15 protein-coding genes and 1 riboswitch are annotated in these 20,194 nt (G+C 54.3%); of the genes, 5 read left to right on the top strand and 10 right to left on the bottom strand.

All coding sequences use genetic code 11. The features are described 5' to 3' along the window. Window positions 1–193 precede the first annotated feature (193 nt). Complete coding sequence (locus A3193_RS11760; RefSeq protein ID WP_069014942.1) at window positions 194–760, bottom strand: thioredoxin family protein; 567 nt, start codon at window positions 758–760, stop codon at window positions 194–196. 157 nt (window positions 761–917) lie between these two features. On the opposite strand from A3193_RS11760, the gene metK reads away from it, so the two are divergent. The 3 genes from metK to metF all read left to right on the top strand — a co-directional run bounded on the left by metK (window position 918) and on the right by metF (window position 4,580). Then, window positions 918–2,102 carry a methionine adenosyltransferase gene (gene metK / locus A3193_RS11765; RefSeq protein ID WP_069014944.1) on the top strand — a complete coding sequence of 395 codons (1,185 nt, stop codon included), beginning with the start codon at window positions 918–920 and terminating at the stop codon, window positions 2,100–2,102. 24 nt (window positions 2,103–2,126) lie between these two features. Then, window positions 2,127–2,211: riboswitch (S-adenosyl-L-homocysteine riboswitch) on the top strand. Between the two features lie 20 nt (window positions 2,212–2,231). Continuing rightward, entirely contained in the window at window positions 2,232–3,638 is a 1,407-nt protein-coding gene (gene ahcY / locus A3193_RS11770; RefSeq protein WP_069014946.1) for an adenosylhomocysteinase, read from the top strand. A gap of 93 nt (window positions 3,639–3,731) precedes the next feature. Further along, the gene (gene metF, locus A3193_RS11775; protein WP_069006292.1) at window positions 3,732–4,580 is read left to right on the top strand and encodes a methylenetetrahydrofolate reductase [NAD(P)H]; all 849 of its coding nucleotides are present in this window, start codon (window positions 3,732–3,734) and stop codon (window positions 4,578–4,580) included. A gap of 140 nt (window positions 4,581–4,720) precedes the next feature. Here the strand turns inward: metF and A3193_RS11780 are convergent, their stop codons facing one another. Together A3193_RS11780 and A3193_RS11785 are read right to left on the bottom strand one after the other, a co-directional pair. Beyond that, window positions 4,721–6,676 carry an acyltransferase family protein gene (locus tag A3193_RS11780; protein WP_162272441.1) on the bottom strand — a complete coding sequence of 652 codons (1,956 nt, stop codon included), beginning with the start codon at window positions 6,674–6,676 and terminating at the stop codon, window positions 4,721–4,723. A 222-nt stretch (window positions 6,677–6,898) separates the two neighbouring features. Then, window positions 6,899–8,914 (bottom strand): response regulator, encoded by a 2,016-nt coding sequence (locus A3193_RS11785; RefSeq protein WP_162272440.1) that lies wholly within the window; start codon window positions 8,912–8,914, stop codon window positions 6,899–6,901. 562 nt (window positions 8,915–9,476) lie between these two features. Here A3193_RS11785 and A3193_RS11790 point away from each other — a divergent pair. Beyond that, complete coding sequence (locus A3193_RS11790) at window positions 9,477–9,869, top strand: PilZ domain-containing protein (protein WP_069006295.1); 393 nt, start codon at window positions 9,477–9,479, stop codon at window positions 9,867–9,869. On the opposite strand, the gene A3193_RS11795 is transcribed toward A3193_RS11790, so the two are convergent. The 4 genes from A3193_RS11795 to A3193_RS11810 form a co-directional block, all read right to left on the bottom strand. Continuing rightward, the gene (locus A3193_RS11795; RefSeq protein WP_069014950.1) at window positions 9,866–10,810 is read right to left on the bottom strand and encodes a Nudix family hydrolase; all 945 of its coding nucleotides are present in this window, start codon (window positions 10,808–10,810) and stop codon (window positions 9,866–9,868) included. The two genes, A3193_RS11790 and A3193_RS11795, sit on opposite strands and share 4 nt — an antisense overlap. Before the next feature lie 42 nt (window positions 10,811–10,852). Next, on the bottom strand, window positions 10,853–12,055 hold the full coding sequence (gene argJ, locus A3193_RS11800; RefSeq protein ID WP_069006297.1) for a bifunctional glutamate N-acetyltransferase/amino-acid acetyltransferase ArgJ: 1,203 nt from the start codon (window positions 12,053–12,055) through the stop codon (window positions 10,853–10,855). Window position 12,056: 1 nt separating this feature from the next. After that, entirely contained in the window at window positions 12,057–14,870 is a 2,814-nt protein-coding gene (gene secA, locus A3193_RS11805; RefSeq protein ID WP_069015474.1) for a preprotein translocase subunit SecA, read from the bottom strand. 255 nt (window positions 14,871–15,125) lie between these two features. After that, complete coding sequence (locus A3193_RS11810) at window positions 15,126–16,058, bottom strand: M23 family metallopeptidase (protein WP_069014952.1); 933 nt, start codon at window positions 16,056–16,058, stop codon at window positions 15,126–15,128. Between the two features lie 122 nt (window positions 16,059–16,180). Here A3193_RS11810 and A3193_RS11815 point away from each other — a divergent pair, with 122 nt between their 5' ends. After that, on the top strand, window positions 16,181–16,615 hold the full coding sequence (locus A3193_RS11815) for a DciA family protein (RefSeq protein WP_069006299.1): 435 nt from the start codon (window positions 16,181–16,183) through the stop codon (window positions 16,613–16,615). A gap of 42 nt (window positions 16,616–16,657) precedes the next feature. On the opposite strand, the gene lpxC is transcribed toward A3193_RS11815, so the two are convergent. The 3 genes from lpxC to ftsA all read right to left on the bottom strand — a co-directional run bounded on the left by lpxC (window position 16,658) and on the right by ftsA (window position 20,190). After that, window positions 16,658–17,575 carry a UDP-3-O-acyl-N-acetylglucosamine deacetylase gene (gene lpxC / locus A3193_RS11820; RefSeq protein ID WP_069006344.1) on the bottom strand — a complete coding sequence of 306 codons (918 nt, stop codon included), beginning with the start codon at window positions 17,573–17,575 and terminating at the stop codon, window positions 16,658–16,660. 153 nt (window positions 17,576–17,728) lie between these two features. Next, the gene (ftsZ, locus tag A3193_RS11825; RefSeq protein ID WP_069006300.1) at window positions 17,729–18,907 is read right to left on the bottom strand and encodes a cell division protein FtsZ; all 1,179 of its coding nucleotides are present in this window, start codon (window positions 18,905–18,907) and stop codon (window positions 17,729–17,731) included. 47 nt (window positions 18,908–18,954) lie between these two features. Beyond that, a complete protein-coding gene (gene ftsA, locus A3193_RS11830) occupies window positions 18,955–20,190 on the bottom strand; it encodes a cell division protein FtsA (protein ID WP_069006301.1) in 1,236 nt (411 codons plus the stop codon). Window positions 20,191–20,194: the final 4 nt, after the last annotated feature.

The raw sequence follows: 20,194 nt of genomic DNA on the forward strand, positions 1-20,194 counted from the left end.
GCTAAATTCTTTGTTTATCAACCCTTGCGTACCTGGTTATGCCGTCCCCTTTTCGCATACGGCAATGGTTAACCCGCTCGGGCAAAGGTTCGCTATTCTGACCCAAGCAGCAACCACAGAGCAAAGCAGCTTGCTTTAATGGCCGATAAGCTGGCTTGATGGAATGGGCTACACCTTCAATTTTCAAGTAAATTCATGAAGTTGGCTCTTCACACCACTTAATGGAACAGCCCATACTGGGTATCTGATCCTGAGGTCCTCGGCCCGACTCGGCAACCTGCTTCATCGCTTCAAAGAGGTCACGACGCACATTTGGGTCTGCCGCTTCCTTCTTACTTTCATCCAGTCTGCCCCGATATTGCAGTTTCAGGTCGGCGTTGTAGCCAAAGAAATCGGGGGTACATACCGCACCATAGGCCTTGGCAACCTGCTGAGTTTCGTCAATCAGGTAGGGAAAGGGAAAACCCAACCGCTCCGAGACCAGGCGCATGTTCTCGAATGAGTCTTCCGCATAATCGGTGGGATCGTTCGACATAATTGCCACAGCGTTCACACCCAGCGCTGCCAACTCCTTGGTATCCCTGATAATTCTGTCGATCACCGCCTTCACATAGGGGCAGTGGTTACAGATAAACATCACCAGCAGTCCTTTCTCTCCGGCGCATTGTTGCAGGGACCAGGTCTTGCCATCAACTCCGGGGAGTTGGAAATCCGGGGCCTCAGCATCAAAGTCACAAATCGGCGTCTGTAGGGATACCATTATTATTTCACACAATACATTGAATTGAATCGGGGTGGGGCATTATGCAAAAAGCGAGCTGGTGTGTAAAATCCCGTTTCGCTGAGCGTTGGCCGTCAATCTATAGATGTATCATCAAGTCGGTGGTACCTATGACATACAAATTATCAGGAATACCATGAGTAAAGAGTTTATTTTCACCTCGGAATCTGTCTCTGAAGGACACCCGGACAAGGTTGCTGATCAGATATCGGACGCCATGCTGGATGCGATCCTGGCCCAGGATCCCCATCCGGATCGAGCTCGTGTGGCCTGTGAAACACTGATCAAGACCGGTGCGGTTATCGTTGCCGGAGAGATTACCACCGAGGCGTGGATCGACCTGGACGACCTGGTCAGAGAGGTGGTTTGTGATATCGGTTACACCAGTTCCGATGTGGGTTTTGATGGTTCAACCTGTGCCGTTATGTCTCTCATCGGCAAACAGTCGGCCAACATTGCCCAGGGCGTCGACCGGGCTGCACCGGAAGAACAGGGTGCCGGTGACCAGGGAATGATGTTCGGCTATGCCACCAATGAGACCGATGTCTTGATGCCCGCCCCCATCACCTATGCCCAGCGGCTGGTGAAACGGCAGTCGCAGATCCGTAAGTCGGGCATACTCCCCTGGTTGCGCCCCGATGCCAAAAGCCAAGTGACCCTGCAGTATGAAGATGGCAAAGTCAGCGGTATCGGTGCGGTGGTGCTCTCAACCCAGCACGATCCGGATATCGACTACAAACAGCTGCAGGAAGCGGTGATGGAGAACATCATCCAGCCTGTGCTGCCCAAGGAGTGGCTCGACAGATGCCCTCAGGAGAAGATCCACATCAACCCGACCGGCAGCTTCGTGATCGGTGGTCCGGTGGGCGACTGTGGCCTCACCGGGCGTAAGATCATCGTCGATACCTATGGTGGTGCCGCCAGACACGGCGGCGGCGCCTTCTCCGGCAAGGATCCCTCAAAAGTCGACCGCTCTGCCGCCTATGCGGGCCGCTATGTGGCCAAGAACATCGTCGCCGCCGGACTGGCCGAGCGCTGTGAAATCCAGATCTCCTATGCGATCGGTGTGGCAGAACCCACCTCGATCATGGTCGAGACCTTCGGTACCGGCAAGATAGCGGATGAGGCGATCTCCGCTCTGGTGCGTCAACATTTCGACCTCAGACCTTACGGTATTCTGAAAATGCTCGATCTGTTGAACAGCGACACGATCAAATACCGCAAAACCGCCGCCTACGGCCACTTCGGCCGTGAGGATGAAGGTTTTACCTGGGAGAACACCGATAAGGCGGAAGCGCTGCGAGCGGACGCAAAACTCTAACCAGAGAGTAGACTTTAGAGCTTCCATGCCGAGGAGCGCTGCAACGGATTCGATTCCGCCAGGCTCGGCATGAAGGTTGAAACAACATGACAAACCGCGCTCACTCACGATATTCAGGAGATGACTACCATGAGTGAGTTCACCGACTACAAAGTAGCTGATATTTCACTGGCCGATTTCGGCCGCCGGGAGATTGCCATTGCCGAGACAGAGATGCCCGGTCTGATGGCAATCCGCGAAAAGTATGCCGCCGAACAACCCCTCAAAGGCGCGCGCATTACCGGCTCCCTGCACATGACCATACAGACCGCTGTGCTGATCGAAACCCTGGTTGCGTTGGGCGCCCAGGTGCGTTGGTGTTCCTGCAACATCTTCTCCACCCAGGACCATGCGGCGGCGGCAATCGCCGCCCAGGGCATTCCGGTCTACGCCTGGAAAGGCGAATCCCTGGAAGAGTACTGGTGGTGTACCGAACAGGTACTCAACTGGCCGGACGGCGAATCGCCGAACATGATCCTCGATGATGGCGGCGACGCCACCCTGCTGGTACACAAAGGAGTCGAATACGCCGACGCGGGCGCCGTACCCGAACCCAAGGCGGACGATGCGGAAGAGTGGCAGGTGATCCTCGGCGTGCTCAAACGCAGCCTGGAGGAGGACCCCAAGCGCTATCACCGGATGGCTGAATCGATCAAAGGCGTTACCGAAGAGACCACCACCGGCGTGCATCGCCTCTACCAGATGATGGAACAGGGTACCCTGCTGTTTCCCGCCATGAACGTCAACGATTCGGTGACCAAGTCGAAATTCGACAACCTCTATGGCTGCCGTGAGTCTCTGGTGGACGGCATCAAACGGGCAACCGATGTGATGATTGCCGGAAAGATCGCACTGGTAGCCGGCTATGGGGATGTAGGCAAGGGCTGTGCCCAGTCTCTGCGTGGTCTGGGGGCGACGGTCTGGGTCACGGAGATCGATCCGATATGCGCCTTACAGGCGGCGATGGAGGGTTATCGTGTGGTCACCATGGAAGAGGCTGCACCACAGGCGGATATCTTCGTCACCACCACCGGTAACTTCAATATCATCACCCATGATCACATGGCTGCCATGAAGGACCAGTCGATCGTCTGCAATATCGGCCACTTCGACAATGAGATCGATATTGCCGGTATCCGTGACTACCAGTGGGAAGAGATCAAACCCCAGGTGCATCACGTCATCTTTCCCGATGGCAAGCGGATCATCCTGCTGGCGGAAGGACGACTGGTCAACCTGGGCTGCGCCACCGGACATCCCAGCTTTGTGATGTCCAACTCCTTCTCCAATCAGGTTTTGGCGCAGATCGAGTTCTTCACCCGCTCAGGTGAGTATGAGAACAAGGTCTATGTGTTGCCCAAGAAGCTCGACGAAGAGGTTGCCAGGCTCCATCTCACCAAGATCGGCGCGAAACTGACGACCCTCTCCCAGGATCAGGCTGACTATATCGGCGTGCCCGTTGAAGGCCCCTATAAGCCGGACCACTATCGCTATTGAGCACACTGGCCTTTAAGGGACCGGTGAAGAGGAGCAATCCTCTCGGCCGCTCCACTGCTCATGCGTATAACCCTCATACGGTAACTGCTTGTCATGAACGAACAAACAAAACAACAGATTTTCAGCTTCGAACTCTTTCCGCCGAAGACGGAGAAGGGGATGGAGAACCTAAAAACCAATGTACAACAGCTGCAGGAGCTGAATCCTGCATTCTTTTCGGTCACCTATGGTGCAGGCGGCTCGACCCAACAGCGTACCTTCGATACGGTCGACTGGCTGGTTGAGCAACGGATCGACACCGCCCCTCACCTCTCCTGCATCGGTGCGGATGAGGATGAGATCCTGGAGATACTGGCCCGTTACAAAGCCCAGGGGATCAATCGGCTGGTGGCGCTGCGTGGCGACCTGCCCTCCGGCACCGGGCTCGGCGGTCTGGGTGAACTCAATCACGCCAATCAGCTGGTCTCGCTGATTCGCCAACAGTTTGGTGACTATTTTCACATTGAGGTGGCCGCCTATCCCGAGTTCCATCCCCAGGCAGCCACCCCGCAACAGGATCTGCAGAACTTCAAACGTAAGGTGGAAGCCGGGGCTAGCAGTGCCATCACCCAGTATTTCTACAACGCGGATGCCTATTTCAGGTTTATCGATGAGTGCCAGCGTCTGGCCATCGAGATTCCCATTGTGCCGGGCATCATGCCGATCACCAATTTTGCACAGCTGGCAAGATTCTCGGACAGTTGCGGGACCGAAATCCCCCGCTGGTTGAGAAAACGGCTGGAGAGTTACGGCGATGATCTGGACTCGATCCGCAATTATGGCATCGAGGTCGTCAGCGACCTGTGTCAACGCCTGCTGGCCGGTGGGGCGCCCGGACTCCATTTCTACACCATGAATCGCTCCGCCCAATGTCAGCAGATCTGGCAGGCGTTGGGATTGTAGATCACCACTACCGGAGTCTGGCTGATTACCTACGCCGATGACTCCGCTACCCGGTTGAGACCTCATCGCGGGTTTCAACCGGTAGTACTGATGCGGCGTGTCTCAATCACTGCCCCCGGATTACGCCATCCGAGAACAGCCTATTGATAACTGACGCCATGGTTGATAAACGGCTTCAGAATGGATGCCCAGAGCATTTCAGCACCCTTGTCATTGAGGTGATTGTCATCGCTGTAGATCAGTGCGCCATCGATCCGGGTCGCACAGACCACATCTGTACAAAACAGGGATTTTGCATCCAGCAGACTGTATTCATCACCCTTCAACAGATCCATCAGCGTCTCCTCCTCGATATGCCAGGCACTGATCTTGGACTTCGACACGGCATCACTTTTGAACAGGTTTCTGTAGCTGAACCAGCCATAATCCGGTATCTGTGAAACAACCAGAACCTCACTGTTGCTGGAAATTCCATCAATCGTCCTTTCAAAGGCCTCTTTCAGAATACGCATTCGCGTCTTCACTGAACCGACCACCTCTTCTTCGACAGTATGATCATCAACGATCAAGTGATGAGCGGGCTGGTTTTCACCATCCCGGATCCAACCTTTGAGATAGAGCGTCCAGCGGCCGACCAACACCACCAGGTCAGGCTCAATGCCATTGATGTAGTCAAGATACGACGACATGATCTTCGTGTTGTTACAGTTCACGGAGTTGGTCAAATCATCAAAACGTTTTACCCCGAGCAACGGCGGACAACCACCATGGGTAATGTTGATGATCGTTGCGCCTTCAATGTCGGGGGTCGTGGTGCGCAGCATATGCGAGTGTGAGTCTCCCCAGATCACAATCTTATAGGCGCCGTCACCGATTCGTTTACAGCTGGTATCGCCCTGTATAACCTCAAAACCTTCGCAATCCACCAGTGGCGATGCGGGCTCCCTGATATACTCATTGCTCCACTCCGGATGGGCGATCTGCAGGTAACTGGGATACAACTCCAAACGCCCGAACAAGCCGACAACGAAAAGCGCCGACAAGGCCATGGCGCTGACACCCAACACCCTTTCCGCTTTTAGATTTGAAGTCCTGAACGGCCTTTCGACATACTTCCAGGAGAGGTATGAGAGGGGGAAAACCAGTAACACCGTCAGCAGGCGGAAGGGTTCAGCCTCAAACAGATAGCTGTATTTCAAAAAAGCGATGATCGGCTGATGCCATAAATAGGCACTGTATGAGATCAACCCGATACCGACAACCGGCGCCAAACCAAGCATCCGCTTCGCCAGCGTGCCGCTGTTTGCAAACAGTATCAGCAGAACCGTACCGATCACCGGGATCATGGTATAAAAACTGGGCGTCGGTGTGGTCGCATCAAAACTGAAAACCGCGTAGCTGATGAGCAACAAACCCAGCAGACTCATACTCTGTTCAAGGTGAGGCGAGGATGGCTCTGTTTTGTGGTTCAAGTAGAAGGCACAGAACACCCCGAACAGCAATTCCCAGCCTCGTGCGGGCAACAGAAAGAAAGCCGCTCCCGTTGCGTTATAGGCACCCCATTGGGCAATCCCCAGGCTGATCACACACATTACCGCCAGGCTGACCAAGAGTGGCTTTCTGCCATAGGGCCAGACGGCCATCAAAAACAGCGGGAAGAGGATGTAGTACTGCTCCTCAACCGCCAGACTCCAGGTATGCAACAACGGTTTAAGCTCAGAGGCGGTATCGAAATAGCCGCTTTCAAGCCAAAACAGGATATTGGATGAGAAGGTTGCCACGCCCAACAGGCTGTTGGCATACGAGTCGAAATGGCTGGGGGTCAGCATCACCCAGGCGAAAGGCAGGCTGCAGAGGGTTACCAGGATCAGCGCAGGCAGGATACGCTTTGAGCGTCGTACATAGAAGGTCTTGATACTGAACCGGCCGGCCTGCAGATCATTGAGGATGATTGATGTGATCAGATAACCGCTGATCACAAAGAATACATCGACGCCAACGTAGCCGCCGCTGAACAGCTCATACCCGGCATGAAAGAAAATCACGGGAATGACGGCAATTGCTCTTAAGCCATCGATTTCTTTACGGTAATTCAAAATCTATCCCTGATCTTTCAGAAGCTATAACTTCTGAGACTTCTAACAACAGAATTTCGATCGTTCATTTGGCTACAACAGGAGATTAATTCATCTGAAACTACCGTGCATCATCGGGAAAGCGCTAGTAACAATTTCACTTTCACGATAGATCGACTGGCATTATCCACCAGACTGTGGCAAGTGAACAATATTTATACTGAGTCTGGGGAACTAACCGCCTCAGCTCGGTACAGGCAACCAATGCTTGGAGTTGAGTCGTCCGCTGAGATGTCGTTCGATGATACCATCAAGCTCTTCAGGCTCCACCGGCTTGGTCAGAAATCCATCCATACCGACCCGGATGCAGTGCTCCATCATATCCTCAACACTGTTCGCCGTCAGTGCATAGATCGGCATATAGCGACTCTGCGACTCTCTCTCCCGATAGAGGCGGGTGAATTCGATACCATCCACATCGGGCATACAGAGATCGACAAAGGCCAACTCATACTCTTTCTCGTTTAACGCCTGCAAAGCCTCTTTGCCGCTTTTGGTCACTTTGACACGGTGCCCGCGCTGCTTCAGTAGTGTGGCCATCACCTTTGAAGCGATCGCATTGTCATCCGCGAGCAGCACATTGATCGAGCGGTTGTTACTGGTTTTTTCCAGTAGCGCTTCAGCCTCCTGGTTCTGTTCCTGATGTGGCACCAATAGTTCCATCACCACCTTGGCAAACTCAGTGCAGAGAAACGGCTTGATCAGTAACGGTGTATTGATCGAGGTATAACTCAGGTTCTGGGTGCGATAGACAGCCAACACCATGGGTATCGAGGGCTCAATCGTATTGACGCAACGGATCACCTGCTTAATCGAGCTGTCACTGAAGGAGTCACACACCAGCACCAGATTGACATCACCACTCAATTGCCGGCAGAAAGCGTTCAATTCCATCGCCGCCAATGTCTCCATTTCAAGCTCATCGGCAAATTGCAGATGCAACTGCAGCGCATTTGGGTCCTGATCGTAAATCAGCACCTTCTTACCCTTCAGCAAAGGGTACCTCCGGGTCATCGGTACGACCGGTTGTGGCGGGCTATCGACCTCCTCACCAAGCAACGGCAGCTGGACGCTGAACTTGGTTCCCTCCCCCAGCCTGCTGACCACATTCACCCGCCCCTTCATCAATCCTGTCAGATCACGGATCACCGATGTACCGAGCCCGGATCCCTCATAACGCCGCTGCTGACTGGCACTCTCTGACTGCCAGTAGGCATTGAATATCTCGGCGAGTTTATCCTCCGGTATGCCGATACCACTGTCCTCGACTTCAAACAGAATGTGTCTGGTCGGTACATTGGCATCCGCCTCTGCCAGCGTTACCCGCAAGCAGACATACCCATGATCGGTGAACTTGATCGCATTGCCCACCATATTGAACAGGATCTGGGTAACTCTGAGACGATCACCATAGAGCTTCTGCGGAATCTCCGGATCTACCCAGCAATACATCTCCAGCTTTTTACCCTGGGCCTCTGAGGCCAGACTCGAGGAGATGTTTTTCACCAGTTCATGCAGATCGAACCAGTCACTGGTCAACTCCAGTTTGTTGGCGTCAATCTTGGAAAGATCCAGCACATCACTGATCATCGATCTGAGCAAGCGGACAGAATCATTGATCGATTGCACATACTCCTTCTGCTCTGCATCCAGTGGGGTGTTCTGCAGTAACCTGGCCATGCCCATCACGCCAACCAGCGGAGTACGCAGTTCGTGGGTCATGGTGGCGAGAAAGTTACCCCTGGCCTGCTTGGCCAACATCGCCTCCCGTCTGGCCTTGTGTAACTGCCTGAGCAGGATGTACTGATAAGCGGGGATAACCAACAGCAGCAGTACAAACACGAAGGCTTCGAAGATATGGACCTGCCACTGTTGCAGATAGGTCAGAACCATAGCGTAGGAGAGAAAACTCAAGATCGACGCAATCATCAACGGCCTGGCGCCATACCTGATTCCGTAGGAGATGTAGATCCAGTGATAGATCAGATAGAACGGACTGAAAGCATCCGAGGTCAGGAGTATCGCCAGGCTGGTTGCACTGATATCGATAATCAGATCGATCTCAACCCGGTAGGGCACCTTCGGCCAGATGACGATGCTGACCAGGAGCAGAACGAAGTAGGTGAAGTAGGAGGTGTAGAGGGTAACGAACAGCTGCAAATCGACAGAGTAGTAGTTGGTTTGGATCGCAAACCACATCGAAAGGAAACAGAAAAGCCAAATTCCCAGCCGTACGAGCGCTTGCTGGTACTCCGAATTGGCTAACAGCCTTGACTCGAAGAATCTCTTAAGCATCAAATAGTATCCCTGGATGCAGACCAAAGCGACACGGTTTGTTGTGCCATTCCAGCTTCAGATACCCCGGATCCACTTTGCAGATCACAACCATCCCTTCAAACTCCGTTCTACATATTTCGCACATTTTTTAATCCGGACAAGAATTAAATGCACTTTATTTATCCACTTTGTGGATAAATACTCACAAATCCATCAGTCTATCCCCTGTTTATAGGATATTCCCGTTTTTTGCAGAAGATCAATTTTATGGTTTTTCCGATCCCGATGCGAAAACTCAGTGAGTTACCAGGCCCATACCCGGCTAACCCATGGCACAGGGAATTGCGCATTCACAGCCAGCAACTATCATCTTACTGGGAGTTATCCACCGGTCCTGCCCTGGGAAAAGTATGGACTTTCTCCTCAAATCAGCTTCCAGTCAACATTAACCCCTTAAAATAAATACTAAATTTAGGTTTCCAAGATGTACATTAAGAGCCCCGCAGAACACATCCACGAGAACAGCCTCAAACCTGAAGAGCGGAGATCCGTGAAGCGCCGCCATCTGATCTACTACCTGAGAGTCTGGCGAACCGAAGATAATACGCCCTTGGGACAGGTGGTTGATATCAATTCCCAGGGGTTGATGCTGATCGGTGAAAAACCGATTCCAACCGGTGAGGAACTGAATTTGAAAATTCATCTTCCTGATGGTGAAGAAGAGATCAAGTTCTTGAATTTCAAAGCCATATGCAGATGGAGTTCAAAAGATATCAACACCGCATTCTACGATTCGGGTTGTGAATTCGTTGATCAGTCCGCCGAAAAAATCGAAAGGTTGCAGCAACTGATCGAGGAGTATGGCTTCAGCGATTAATTGACTGGTGACCAGAATGCAGAGATTGCCGCGACTCCTTGGGCACCCTTGAGAATGGCATTCGGCAGATCATCTGCCGACAGACCACCGAGGGCGTATACCGGCAGGTTGACCTGGTCCACCAGGTCGGCGAAACGAGACCAACCCAGGCTGGCAGCCTGGGGATGAGTTGTGGTCTTCTGCACTGGCGAAAGCAGCACATAGTCCAGACCGGCACGCTCCGCCATCTGCAACTCATGCAGATGATGACAGGAGGCACCAATCAACTTGGCCCCATCAGGTCGCCGGGAGAGTGACGCCAGCTGGTTGGCTGTAAGATGCAGACCGTCAGCTTCAGACTGCCAGCCCAACACCCCTTGAGGGCGATTGACAAGCAGCTTGACACCTCTGGCACGACACACAGGAAGCAGCTTGGCCAGCAGCTGCCGATAAGCGCTATCGGATAAAGGATGAGCTCTCAGCTGAACCAGCTCTATACCACCCTCGATCGCCATGGAGAGGTGTTTCAGAAATTCTTCGGGCCGTTCAGCATCTGCCCCGGTAATCATGTAACGTTGCGGCAGCTTCAGGGCGGTGATCACCGGTCGATCGGCCGCTGGAAAAGACTCAGGCTGCATATCAGCAGGTGAAAGCCATTGCAGAGGCTGACCTTCAAGACCCCTGGCCTCACCCCGATAGGCGCTGACCCGATAGAAATCGAGCACCACATGACGATCCTCGTAGTCATGCCGGATCCTGATCAGTGGTTCAGTCGCCAGCGGCACAATCCCCAGCTCCTCTTCAAGCTCCCGGGAGAGCGCTGCAGCGGCTGTCTCCCCTGCCTCAAGCTTACCGCCGGGAAACTCCCACAAACCACCCTGGTGGGTATTTTCAGCCCGTTGGCTGATCAATACCCGGCCAGACTGATCGAGGATTGCAGCGGCTGCGACATGGATCTTCATGAGTGTTAGCCCGTTGAAAGTTTGGATCCAACACCGGGGCTTTTAACTGCGGTATTCGGCGTTGATCTTCACGTAGTCGTAGGAGAGATCGCAGGTCACCACTTTGGTCGTGGCGCTGCCGCGACCCAACTCGACCCGAATGGTGATCTCACTCTGCTGCATCACGGCCTGGCCAGCCGCTTCCGTGTAGTCGTCCGCCCGGCCTCCCTGACGCACGATGCAGACATCACCCAGCCAGATCTCAATCGTGTCGATCACCAGATCCTCGATGCCGGCACGGCCCACTGCGGCCAGAATTCGCCCCCAGTTTGGATCCGATGCGAACAGCGCCGTCTTGACCAGTGGCGAATGAGCGATGGTATAGGCTACCTCTCGTGCCTCTGATTCGCTGGCGGCCCCGTTGACCTCCACATCCACCAGCTTGGTTGCTCCCTCCCCATCGGCCACGATCGCTCGGGCAAGTTCCATACAGAGGTCGAGCACCGCATCCGCCAGCTGCTGATAGAGGGGTGAATCGGCATCGCTGAGTGGTGGCAGGGAAGAAGCACCGGTGGCAATCAATACACAGGCATCATTGGTCGAGGTATCCCCATCGACCGTAATACTGTTGAAGGAGGGCTTCACAGCCCGATCGAGGCAGCTTTGCAGCAACTCCCGGGATACCGCCAGGTCAGTTGCAAGATAGGCCAGCATGGTTGCCATATCGGGCCGGATCATGCCCGAGCCTTTGGCCATACCGGTAACCCGGACGGTCACTCCATCCACCTGAAAACTGCGGGAAGCCAGTTTCGGTCGGGTGTCGGTGGTCATGATCGCCCGCGACGCAGACTCCCAGCCAGCCTCCGTGAGTGCCGCCAGGGCTTTGGGGAAAGCCAGCTGCATCCGTTCAACCGGCAGTGTCTCACCGATCACGCCGGTGGAGAAAGGCAACACCTGATGGGGCTCACAAGCGGCCAGATCGGCCAGTCCACGGCAGCAGTTGACGGCGTCATCCATCCCCTGCTCTCCAGTACCGGCATTGGCATTGCCGGAATTGATCAGCAGCAGTCTCGGACTCCCCTGACGAAGATGCTGCTTGGCCAGGTGCACGGGAGCGGCACAAAAGGCATTGCGGGTAAACACCGCAGCACATTGCGCACCTTCCGCCAACTCCATCACCAGCAGGTCATCCCGGTCGGCATAGGATATCCCCGCCGCGGCAACACCCAGTCTTACGCCAGCAATCGTGTGGACGGAATCACTCATCTCAATTCAAGCGGCCGTGGCACTGCTTATACTTTTTCCCGGAACCACAGGGGCAGGGTTCATTGCGCCCGATCTTACGCCCATCCCGGACAAACGGTTGATGTGCCTCCTCCTGCTCAGGCGCCGGCTGTTCAGCTTCCGACTCGCCGGCCAGCCCTTCAAATGTCTCATGTTTGAACTCAAACTCATTGACCTGGGGCTGTTGCTCCTGCAGCGCCAGCTCTTCCGGCATCTGAACCTGAACTTTCGAAAGCAGGCTGACCACCTCCTGCTTGATACTCTCCAGCATGCCGGAGAACATGGAGAAGGCTTCCCGCTTATACTCCTGCTTGGGGTTTTTCTGCGCATAACCACGCAGGTGAATGCCCTGTCGCAGATAGTCCATGGCAGCCAGATGCTCTTTCCAGTGACTATCCAGGGTCTGCAACATCATCGCCTTTTCAAACTGGCGCATGTTCTCGTCACCCACCAGGGTCTGTTTCTCCTGGTAGCTGGAGGAGAGCCTATCGAGGATCTTCGCCTTCAAGGTCTCTTCATGCAGATCACTGTCATCATCCAGCCACTGCTGTAGCGGCCATTCACCACTGAATGTTTCGGCCAGGGCTTCACTCAATCCAGGCACATCCCACTGCTCTTCGATGGAGTCCCGGGGAATGTGGGCATGAAAGACTTCATCCAGCACATCTTCACGCAGCGCCGAGATGGAACTGGAGACATCCGAGGTATCCATCAGATCGTTACGCTGCTCGTAGACCACCTTACGCTGATCGTTGGCCACATCATCATATTCGAGCAGTTGCTTACGAATATCGAAGTTACGCCCTTCGACCTTGCGCTGGGCATTCTCGATCGCACGGGAGACCCAGGGGTGTTCAATCGCCTCGCCTTTTTCCATACCCATCTTCTGCATCAGTCCGCCAACCTTGTCGGAGGCGAAGATACGCATCAGGCTGTCTTGCAGAGAGAGATAGAAACGACTCGAACCCGGATCACCCTGACGGCCGGAACGTCCACGTAGCTGGTTGTCGATGCGTCGTGACTCGTGACGCTCGGTACCGATCACATGCAGGCCGCCGGCCTCCAATACCTGTTTGTGAACCTTTTTCCACTGCGCTTTATAGTCTTCCACCGTCGCGGGATCAGGGTTATCCCCGAGTGTTTCCAACTCAGTATCCAGATTACCGCCGAGTACGATATCGGTACCACGACCCGCCATGTTGGTGGCGATGGTAACGGCTCCTGGCACACCCGCCTGGGCAACGATTGCCGCCTCCTGTTCATGGTGCTTGGCATTCAACACCTTGTGCGGCACCTTGGCTTTCTCCAGCAACCCGGAGACCAACTCGGAGGTCTCGATGGAAGCGGTACCGACCAGCACCGGCTGGCCCCGTTTCACACAATCCTGGACATCTTCCAGGATGGCATCATATTTCTCTTCCGGGGTGAGGTAGACAAGGTCACCCATATCGTCCCGCACCATTGCCTGGTTGGTCGGGATCACCACCACTTCGAGACCGTAGATCTGTTGAAATTCAAACGCCTCGGTATCCGCTGTACCGGTCATACCGGAGAGTTTGTCATACAGCCGGAAGTAGTTCTGGAAGGTGATCGAAGCCAGGGTCTGATTCTCTTTCTGAATCTCCACCCCCTCTTTGGCTTCCACCGCCTGATGCTGTCCGTCGGACCAGCGACGCCCCGGCATGGTACGACCGGTAAACTCATCAACGATGACGATCTGACCATCCTTGACAATGTAATCCACATTACGCTGAAACAGCGCATGAGCGCGCAGTGCCGCATTGGCATGATGCATGAGGATGATATTGGCGCTGTCGTAGAGACTGGCACCCTCCTCCAGCAATCCGGCCTCGGTCAGCATCTCCTCCACATGCTGGTGGCCCTCTTCACTGAAGTAGACCTGCTTGGCCTTTTCATCCACCGAGTAGTCACCCGGACCAAAATCGGGCTTACCCTCTTCATTGGTGATCGGATCCTGGCGGGTCAGGCTTGGAATGATCTTATTCACAGCCATGTAGAGTTCGGAGGAGTCGTCGGTCGGCCCGGAGATGATCAGCGGCGTACGGGCCTCATCGATCAGGATCGAATCGACCTCATCGACGATGGCAAAAAACGGCGGACGCTGCACCCGCTGGTCGCTGCTGAAGGCCATGTTGTCGCGCAGATAGTCGAAGCCATATTCATTGTTGGTGCCGTAGGTGATATCGGCGGCGTAGGCCTCCTTGCGGGAGACCGGACGCAGATGCAGATAGCCTCCCTTGGCGCCATCATATTCGGGATCGTAGAGATAGGATGTACTGTCCGGCCCTGCACCACCGGATGAGTTGATCACCCCGGTGCTGAGACCAAGAAAATGGTAGATGCGCCCCATCCAGGCCGCATCACGTCGGGCCAGATAGTCATTCACCGTGACCACATGAACCCCTTTCGCCGGCAGGGCGTTGAGATAGGCGGCCAGGGTAGCCACCAGGGTCTTACCCTCACCGGTACGCATCTCGGCAATTTTGCCTTGATGGAGTACCATGCCGCCAATCATCTGCACATCGAAGTGGCGCATCTGCATGGTCCGTCGCCCGGCTTCGCGTACCACGGCGAAGGCTTCCTGCATCAGGCCGTCCAGATTCTCACCTGCATCCAACCGTGCACGGAAATCCACCGTTTTCTGCTTTAAGGCATCGTCTGAGAGCTGTTCGATTTCGGACTCCAGATTGGTAATCTGGGCGACCGTTTTTGTCATTCGTTTTACCAGCCGGTCATTACGGCTGCCAAAGATCTTTGTAAAGATTTTACTAACCATGAATCCTGGTTTCCGTGAGAATGCGAAATGTTTGCGATCATACAGCATGCCGTAGCGATGCAGAAGGATAAGCTGATCATCTCAGGCTGGATCGCGTTCAGCCTGCGTCCCCTATGTGGGGATTGGCGCTCACAAATTCAACCACAGCGATAAACAATCCATCGGCAGAGAGGATTGCAGACAGCTCAAAGTCTTAAGCGGAAACAGAATGTGACATCAGTGGATGTCGACAGGGAAAATCAAGCAAGCGGATCTTCAGCCCTTATCGCGTTTCGACAGGATATATTTCGTGGGGTCGACAATCTTGCCGTTTCGTACCACCTCGAAATGGACATGAGGCCCTGTGGAGCGGCCGGTAGAGCCCATTTTGGCAACCACCTCTCCCTGCTTCACCCGATCGCCAATCTCAACCAGGATCTCTGCATTGTGCCCGTATCGGGTGACGTAGCCTTTGCCATGGTTGATCTCGACCAGTTTACCGTAACCATAACGATCATCGGCCCAGGTCACTACTCCGGCAGCCACCGCAACCACATCGGATCCCGATTTGCCGGCGAAATCCATACCTTTGTGCATCGCACGTTTACCGGTAAACGGATCATTGCGCATACCGAAGTAGGAGGAGATCCAGCCTTTTTTCACCGGACGACCCGCCGGATGAACGGAATTCTCCAGATTTGAGTTCATGATCAGGTCTTCCACCAGATTGAGTTGCTGATGACGATGCTCGATCATCGCTTCAAGCTGCTCCATCTCGTGCAACAGATCAGGCAGCGCCGATGCCTCGCTCACGGATGAGATCCCATTCGGACCACCCAGGGCAGGAAGTGCTTCAAAACTGAACTCCCCTTTATCCAATCCACCGATCGTGACCAGTCGCTCACCCAGTGCATCGAGACGCAACAGTTGGGACTGAATCTGGCCGACACGAATCGCCAGGGCATCGATGCCACTTTGGGTATCGATTTTCATATCCTGCAGGGTCTGACGCTCCTTGGCAAAGCTGTTCTCCAGACTGGTCACCAGCTGGTGTTCTGGAAACTCCGTATCACTGACGCCCATTTGGTAGCCCGTCCACAACATGGCCACACCAAACAGCAGACCCAATAGCAGAAAAACCCCCGGCATCAGCCACCTGGAGGCGAGATCGTAATCTTGTACAGCACCGCGTAAGTATATGAATTTCATAGCAAAAAATACTTAAAGAACTGACCCTGTCAATACATTTCTTCGGTCAAAAACTCTCGAACTTTACCACTTTCCGGGCAAAATGTGATGTTTTTTCTTTAAAACTGCTCTAAGCTCGCGCTATGAAATCGGTCAGGAACATTGTTGGCAGCAACTCAACTCCAGCAAAACTGGGCAAAAGAGTGGCTGACTACGAAGCACTCTGCAAGATGGTCAGGTCCAACCTGCCAGCCCCTCTCGACCAGCAGCTGAAGGCCACCGTACTGCAAGCGGGCGTGCTCAGTCTGTTCGTCTCTTCCCCGGTGTGGGCCAGCCGGCTGCGCTACGCTGCTCCCCAATTGCTTGAGCAACTGCAGCAGCACGGATTGGGAGTTGAGCGGATACGCACCCGTATCCTGCTAGAAGCTGGAATAAAACCCTCTTCCCTGAAGCACAAAACCCTCTCCTTGAGCAAACATAACGGTGAAATATTGCGTCAAACAGCCGCCGCGATCCGTGATCCGGACCTCAGTGAGGCGCTGTTGAAATTGAGCCGGCATGGCGAAGAGGGAAAATAACCCCCCTGAGTGAAGCAGGGGGGTTATGAATGTTTACAGGTTCTAAGAGACCGTAAGATGAGCAGGCTGCATGTAGGAGATCGGCGCGTCCTCCGGCTCTTCGAAGGTAATCTCCTCCCAGGCATCCTCCTGACTGATCAGCTCAAGCAGCAGCCGGTTGTTCAAGGCATGTCCAGATTTATGACCATTGAAGGCGCCAACCAGACTGTGTCCCAGAAGATAGAGGTCACCGATGGCGTCGAGGATTTTGTGCTTGACGAATTCATCTTCGTAGCGCAGGCCATCCACATTCATCACCCGGTAGTCATCGACCACAACCGCGTTGTCGAGACTGCCGCCAAGTGCCAGCTCTTTCTGTCGTAACATCTCGATATCACGCAAAAAGCCGAAGGTTCTCGCCCGACTGACCTCTCTGACAAAAGAGGTAGATGAGAAATCAATCGTGGCGAACTGGGATCGCTCCTTGAAGGCGGGATGGTCAAAATCGATCGAGAAAGAGACCTTGAAACCATCAAAGGGTTCGAAACTGGCGCGTTTGTCACCCTCAACCACTTCAACTTTTCGCTTGATACGAATGAACCGCTTGGCCTTGTTCTGCTCCTCAACCCCGGCGGACTGCAACAGAAACACGAAAGGACCGGCACTGCCGTCCATGATCGGCACTTCCGCTGCACTCACATCCACATAGGCGTTGTCGATACCCAGGCCAGCCAAAGCGGAGAGCAGATGCTCGACCGTGGAGACCCGCACCCCATCCTGTACCAGAGTACTGGAAAGCCTTGTATCTCCGACATTTTCCGCGCAGGCGCGAATCTCAACCGGCGGATCGAGATCGACCCGTCTGAAAATGATTCCCGTATCCGGAGCGGCCGGTCGCAGGGTCAGGTAGACCTTCTCACCGGTGTGCAGTCCCACACCGGTAGCGCGTATCACGTTCTTCAACGTACGTTGCCAAATCATCGACTCGCAGCTCCCATACTGAAAATGGCCATTGGCACCACAAAAGGCGCGCATGCTATCACAGCTGGTTCATCTGTAAAAACAGTTATATTCCCAGCATTGTTGTAACAAGCATACAAAACTTGTCATCACATTGTAACTGGGAATTCTACATTAGTCTGCCTGGCGACGTAAAAAAGCTGGTATATCCAGGTAATCCAGGTTGCCATCGGCGGTTGCCACTGCAGCACTGCGGTCACTGTTGCTATTTCGCAACACTGTGGGGCGATCCAACTCCCGATAGTCCTCCGGAACCCGCTGCGGTTCCTGGCTATCGACCAGTTTAACCGGTGGCAGATCCTCGACTTTGGTCGGTTTCGGCAGCTCGGCCTTGAGCCGTTCACCCAGACCGGTAGCCACCACGGTAACCCGCATATCGTTCTGCATGTCGGGATCGATGACAGTACCGACCACCACGGTGGCATCTTCATCGGCAAATTCACGAATCGTGGTGCCGACTTCGTCAAACTCACCGATCGCCAGATTGAGTCCGGCCGTGATATTTACAAGAATACCCTTCGCGCCGGCCAGATTGACATCTTCAAGCAGTGGACTGCGAATCGCCCGTTCCGCCGCTTCGCGGGCTCGATTGTCACCATTCGCCTCACCGGAGCCCATCATCGCAGCACCCATCTCCGACATCACGGTTTTGACGTCGGCGAAGTCCACGTTGATCAGCCCGGGCCGGGTGATCAGCTCGGCAATGCCCTGAACCGCATGCAGCAGCACATCATTGGCCGATTTGAAGGCATTCAGCAGACTCATCTCCTTGCCGAGTACCGCCAACAACTTTTCATTGGGGATGGTGATCAGGGAATCCACATGTTTTCCCAGGTCTTCCATACCCTGTTCAGCGATCTTCATCCGTTTGCCCCCCTCAAAACCAAACGGTTTGGTGACCACCGCCACGGTCAGAATACCCAGATCCTTGGCGACCTGTGCTACCACAGGTGCGGCGCCGGTACCGGTTCCGCCACCCATTCCAGCGGTGATGAAGATCATATCCGCACCGTCGAGTGCCTCTTCGATACGGTCACGATCCTCAAGCGCCGCCTGGCGACCGATCTCAGGATCGGCACCCGCGCCCAATCCCTTGGTGATATCGGAACCGAGCTGCAGCAGGGTACGCACCTCACTGTTACGCAGTGCCTGGGCATCGGTGTTGGCACAGATGAAGTCGACCCCTTCAATCTCTCCGGTCAGCATATGATTGACCGCATTGCCGCCACCGCCGCCGACACCGATCACTTTGATCACAGCATTCTGACTGTGTGTATCCATTAATTCAAACATGTTCTACCTCCGCGTCTGTTGCGCCTAACAGATGTCAAAAAATAAAATTAAAAATTGCCCTGAAACCAATGCTTCATTCTTTCCCATATCGCTTTCAGGCCACCATCATTGGCCAACTCCCGCCCACCCTGGGCGCGATTTCGTTGACCAAACAGTAACAATCCCACTCCAGTGGAATAGATCGGATTGCGCACCACGTCAGCCAGACCGCTGACATACTGGGGCACACCTAATCGCACCGGCATGTGAAATACCTCTTCCGCCAGATCGATAACTCCCTCGATCTTCGAACTGCCACCGGTCAGCACCACACCACCGGCAATCACATCTTCAAAACCACTTCGTCTCAACTCCGCCTGGATCAGCGTCATCAACTCTTCGTAACGTGGCTCGACCACCTCCGCCAGGGTCTGGCGGGAGAGCCTGCGCGGTGGCCGCTCGCCGATACTGGGCACCTCGATGGTCTCATCGCTGGTCGCCAGCTGGGTCAAAGCGCAGGCATATTTGATCTTGATCTCTTCCGCATGCTGGGTCGGGGTACGCAGGGCGACCGCGATATCGTTGGTCACCTGATCTCCGGCAATGGGGATCACCGCGGTATGGCGGATCGAACCACCGGTGAATACCGCGATATCGGTGGTGCCGCCACCGATGTCCACCAGGCAGACACCCAGCTCTTTTTCGTCATCGCTCAACACGGAATAACTGGAGGCCAACTGCTCCAGAATCAGGTCATCCACGTCCAACCCGCAGCGACGCACACACTTAACAATGTTCTGTGCCGCACTCACCGCACCGGTGACCATATGAACCCGGGCTTCGAGACGCACACCTGACATACCCACCGGATCGCGAATACCTTCCTGTTCATCGATGATGAACTCTTGAGGCAGGATGTGCAGAATCTTCTGGTCGGCCGGTATGGCAACCGCCCGGGCGGCATCGATCACCCGTTCAACATCGCTCTGACTGACCTCTTTGTCCTTGATTGCAACAATACCGTGGGAATTGAGGCTGCGGATATGGCTGCCGGCAATCCCGGCAAAGACTGAATGGATCTCACAACCCGCCATCAGCTCCGCCTCTTCAACCGCACGCTGAATCGACTGCACCGTGGACTCGATATTCACCACGACTCCCTTCTTCAATCCGCGTGAAGGATGGGAACCGATACCGATAATCTCAATGCCATTGTCCGCTTTGATCTCGCCAACAATGGCCACCACCTTCGAGGTACCGATATCGAGCCCGATGATCAGGTTTTTCTCACTTCGTTTAGTCATGCAT

This window comes from Candidatus Thiodiazotropha endoloripes (assembly GCF_001708965.1).
GTDB lineage: Bacteria > Pseudomonadota > Gammaproteobacteria > Chromatiales > Chromatiaceae > Thiodiazotropha > Thiodiazotropha endoloripes.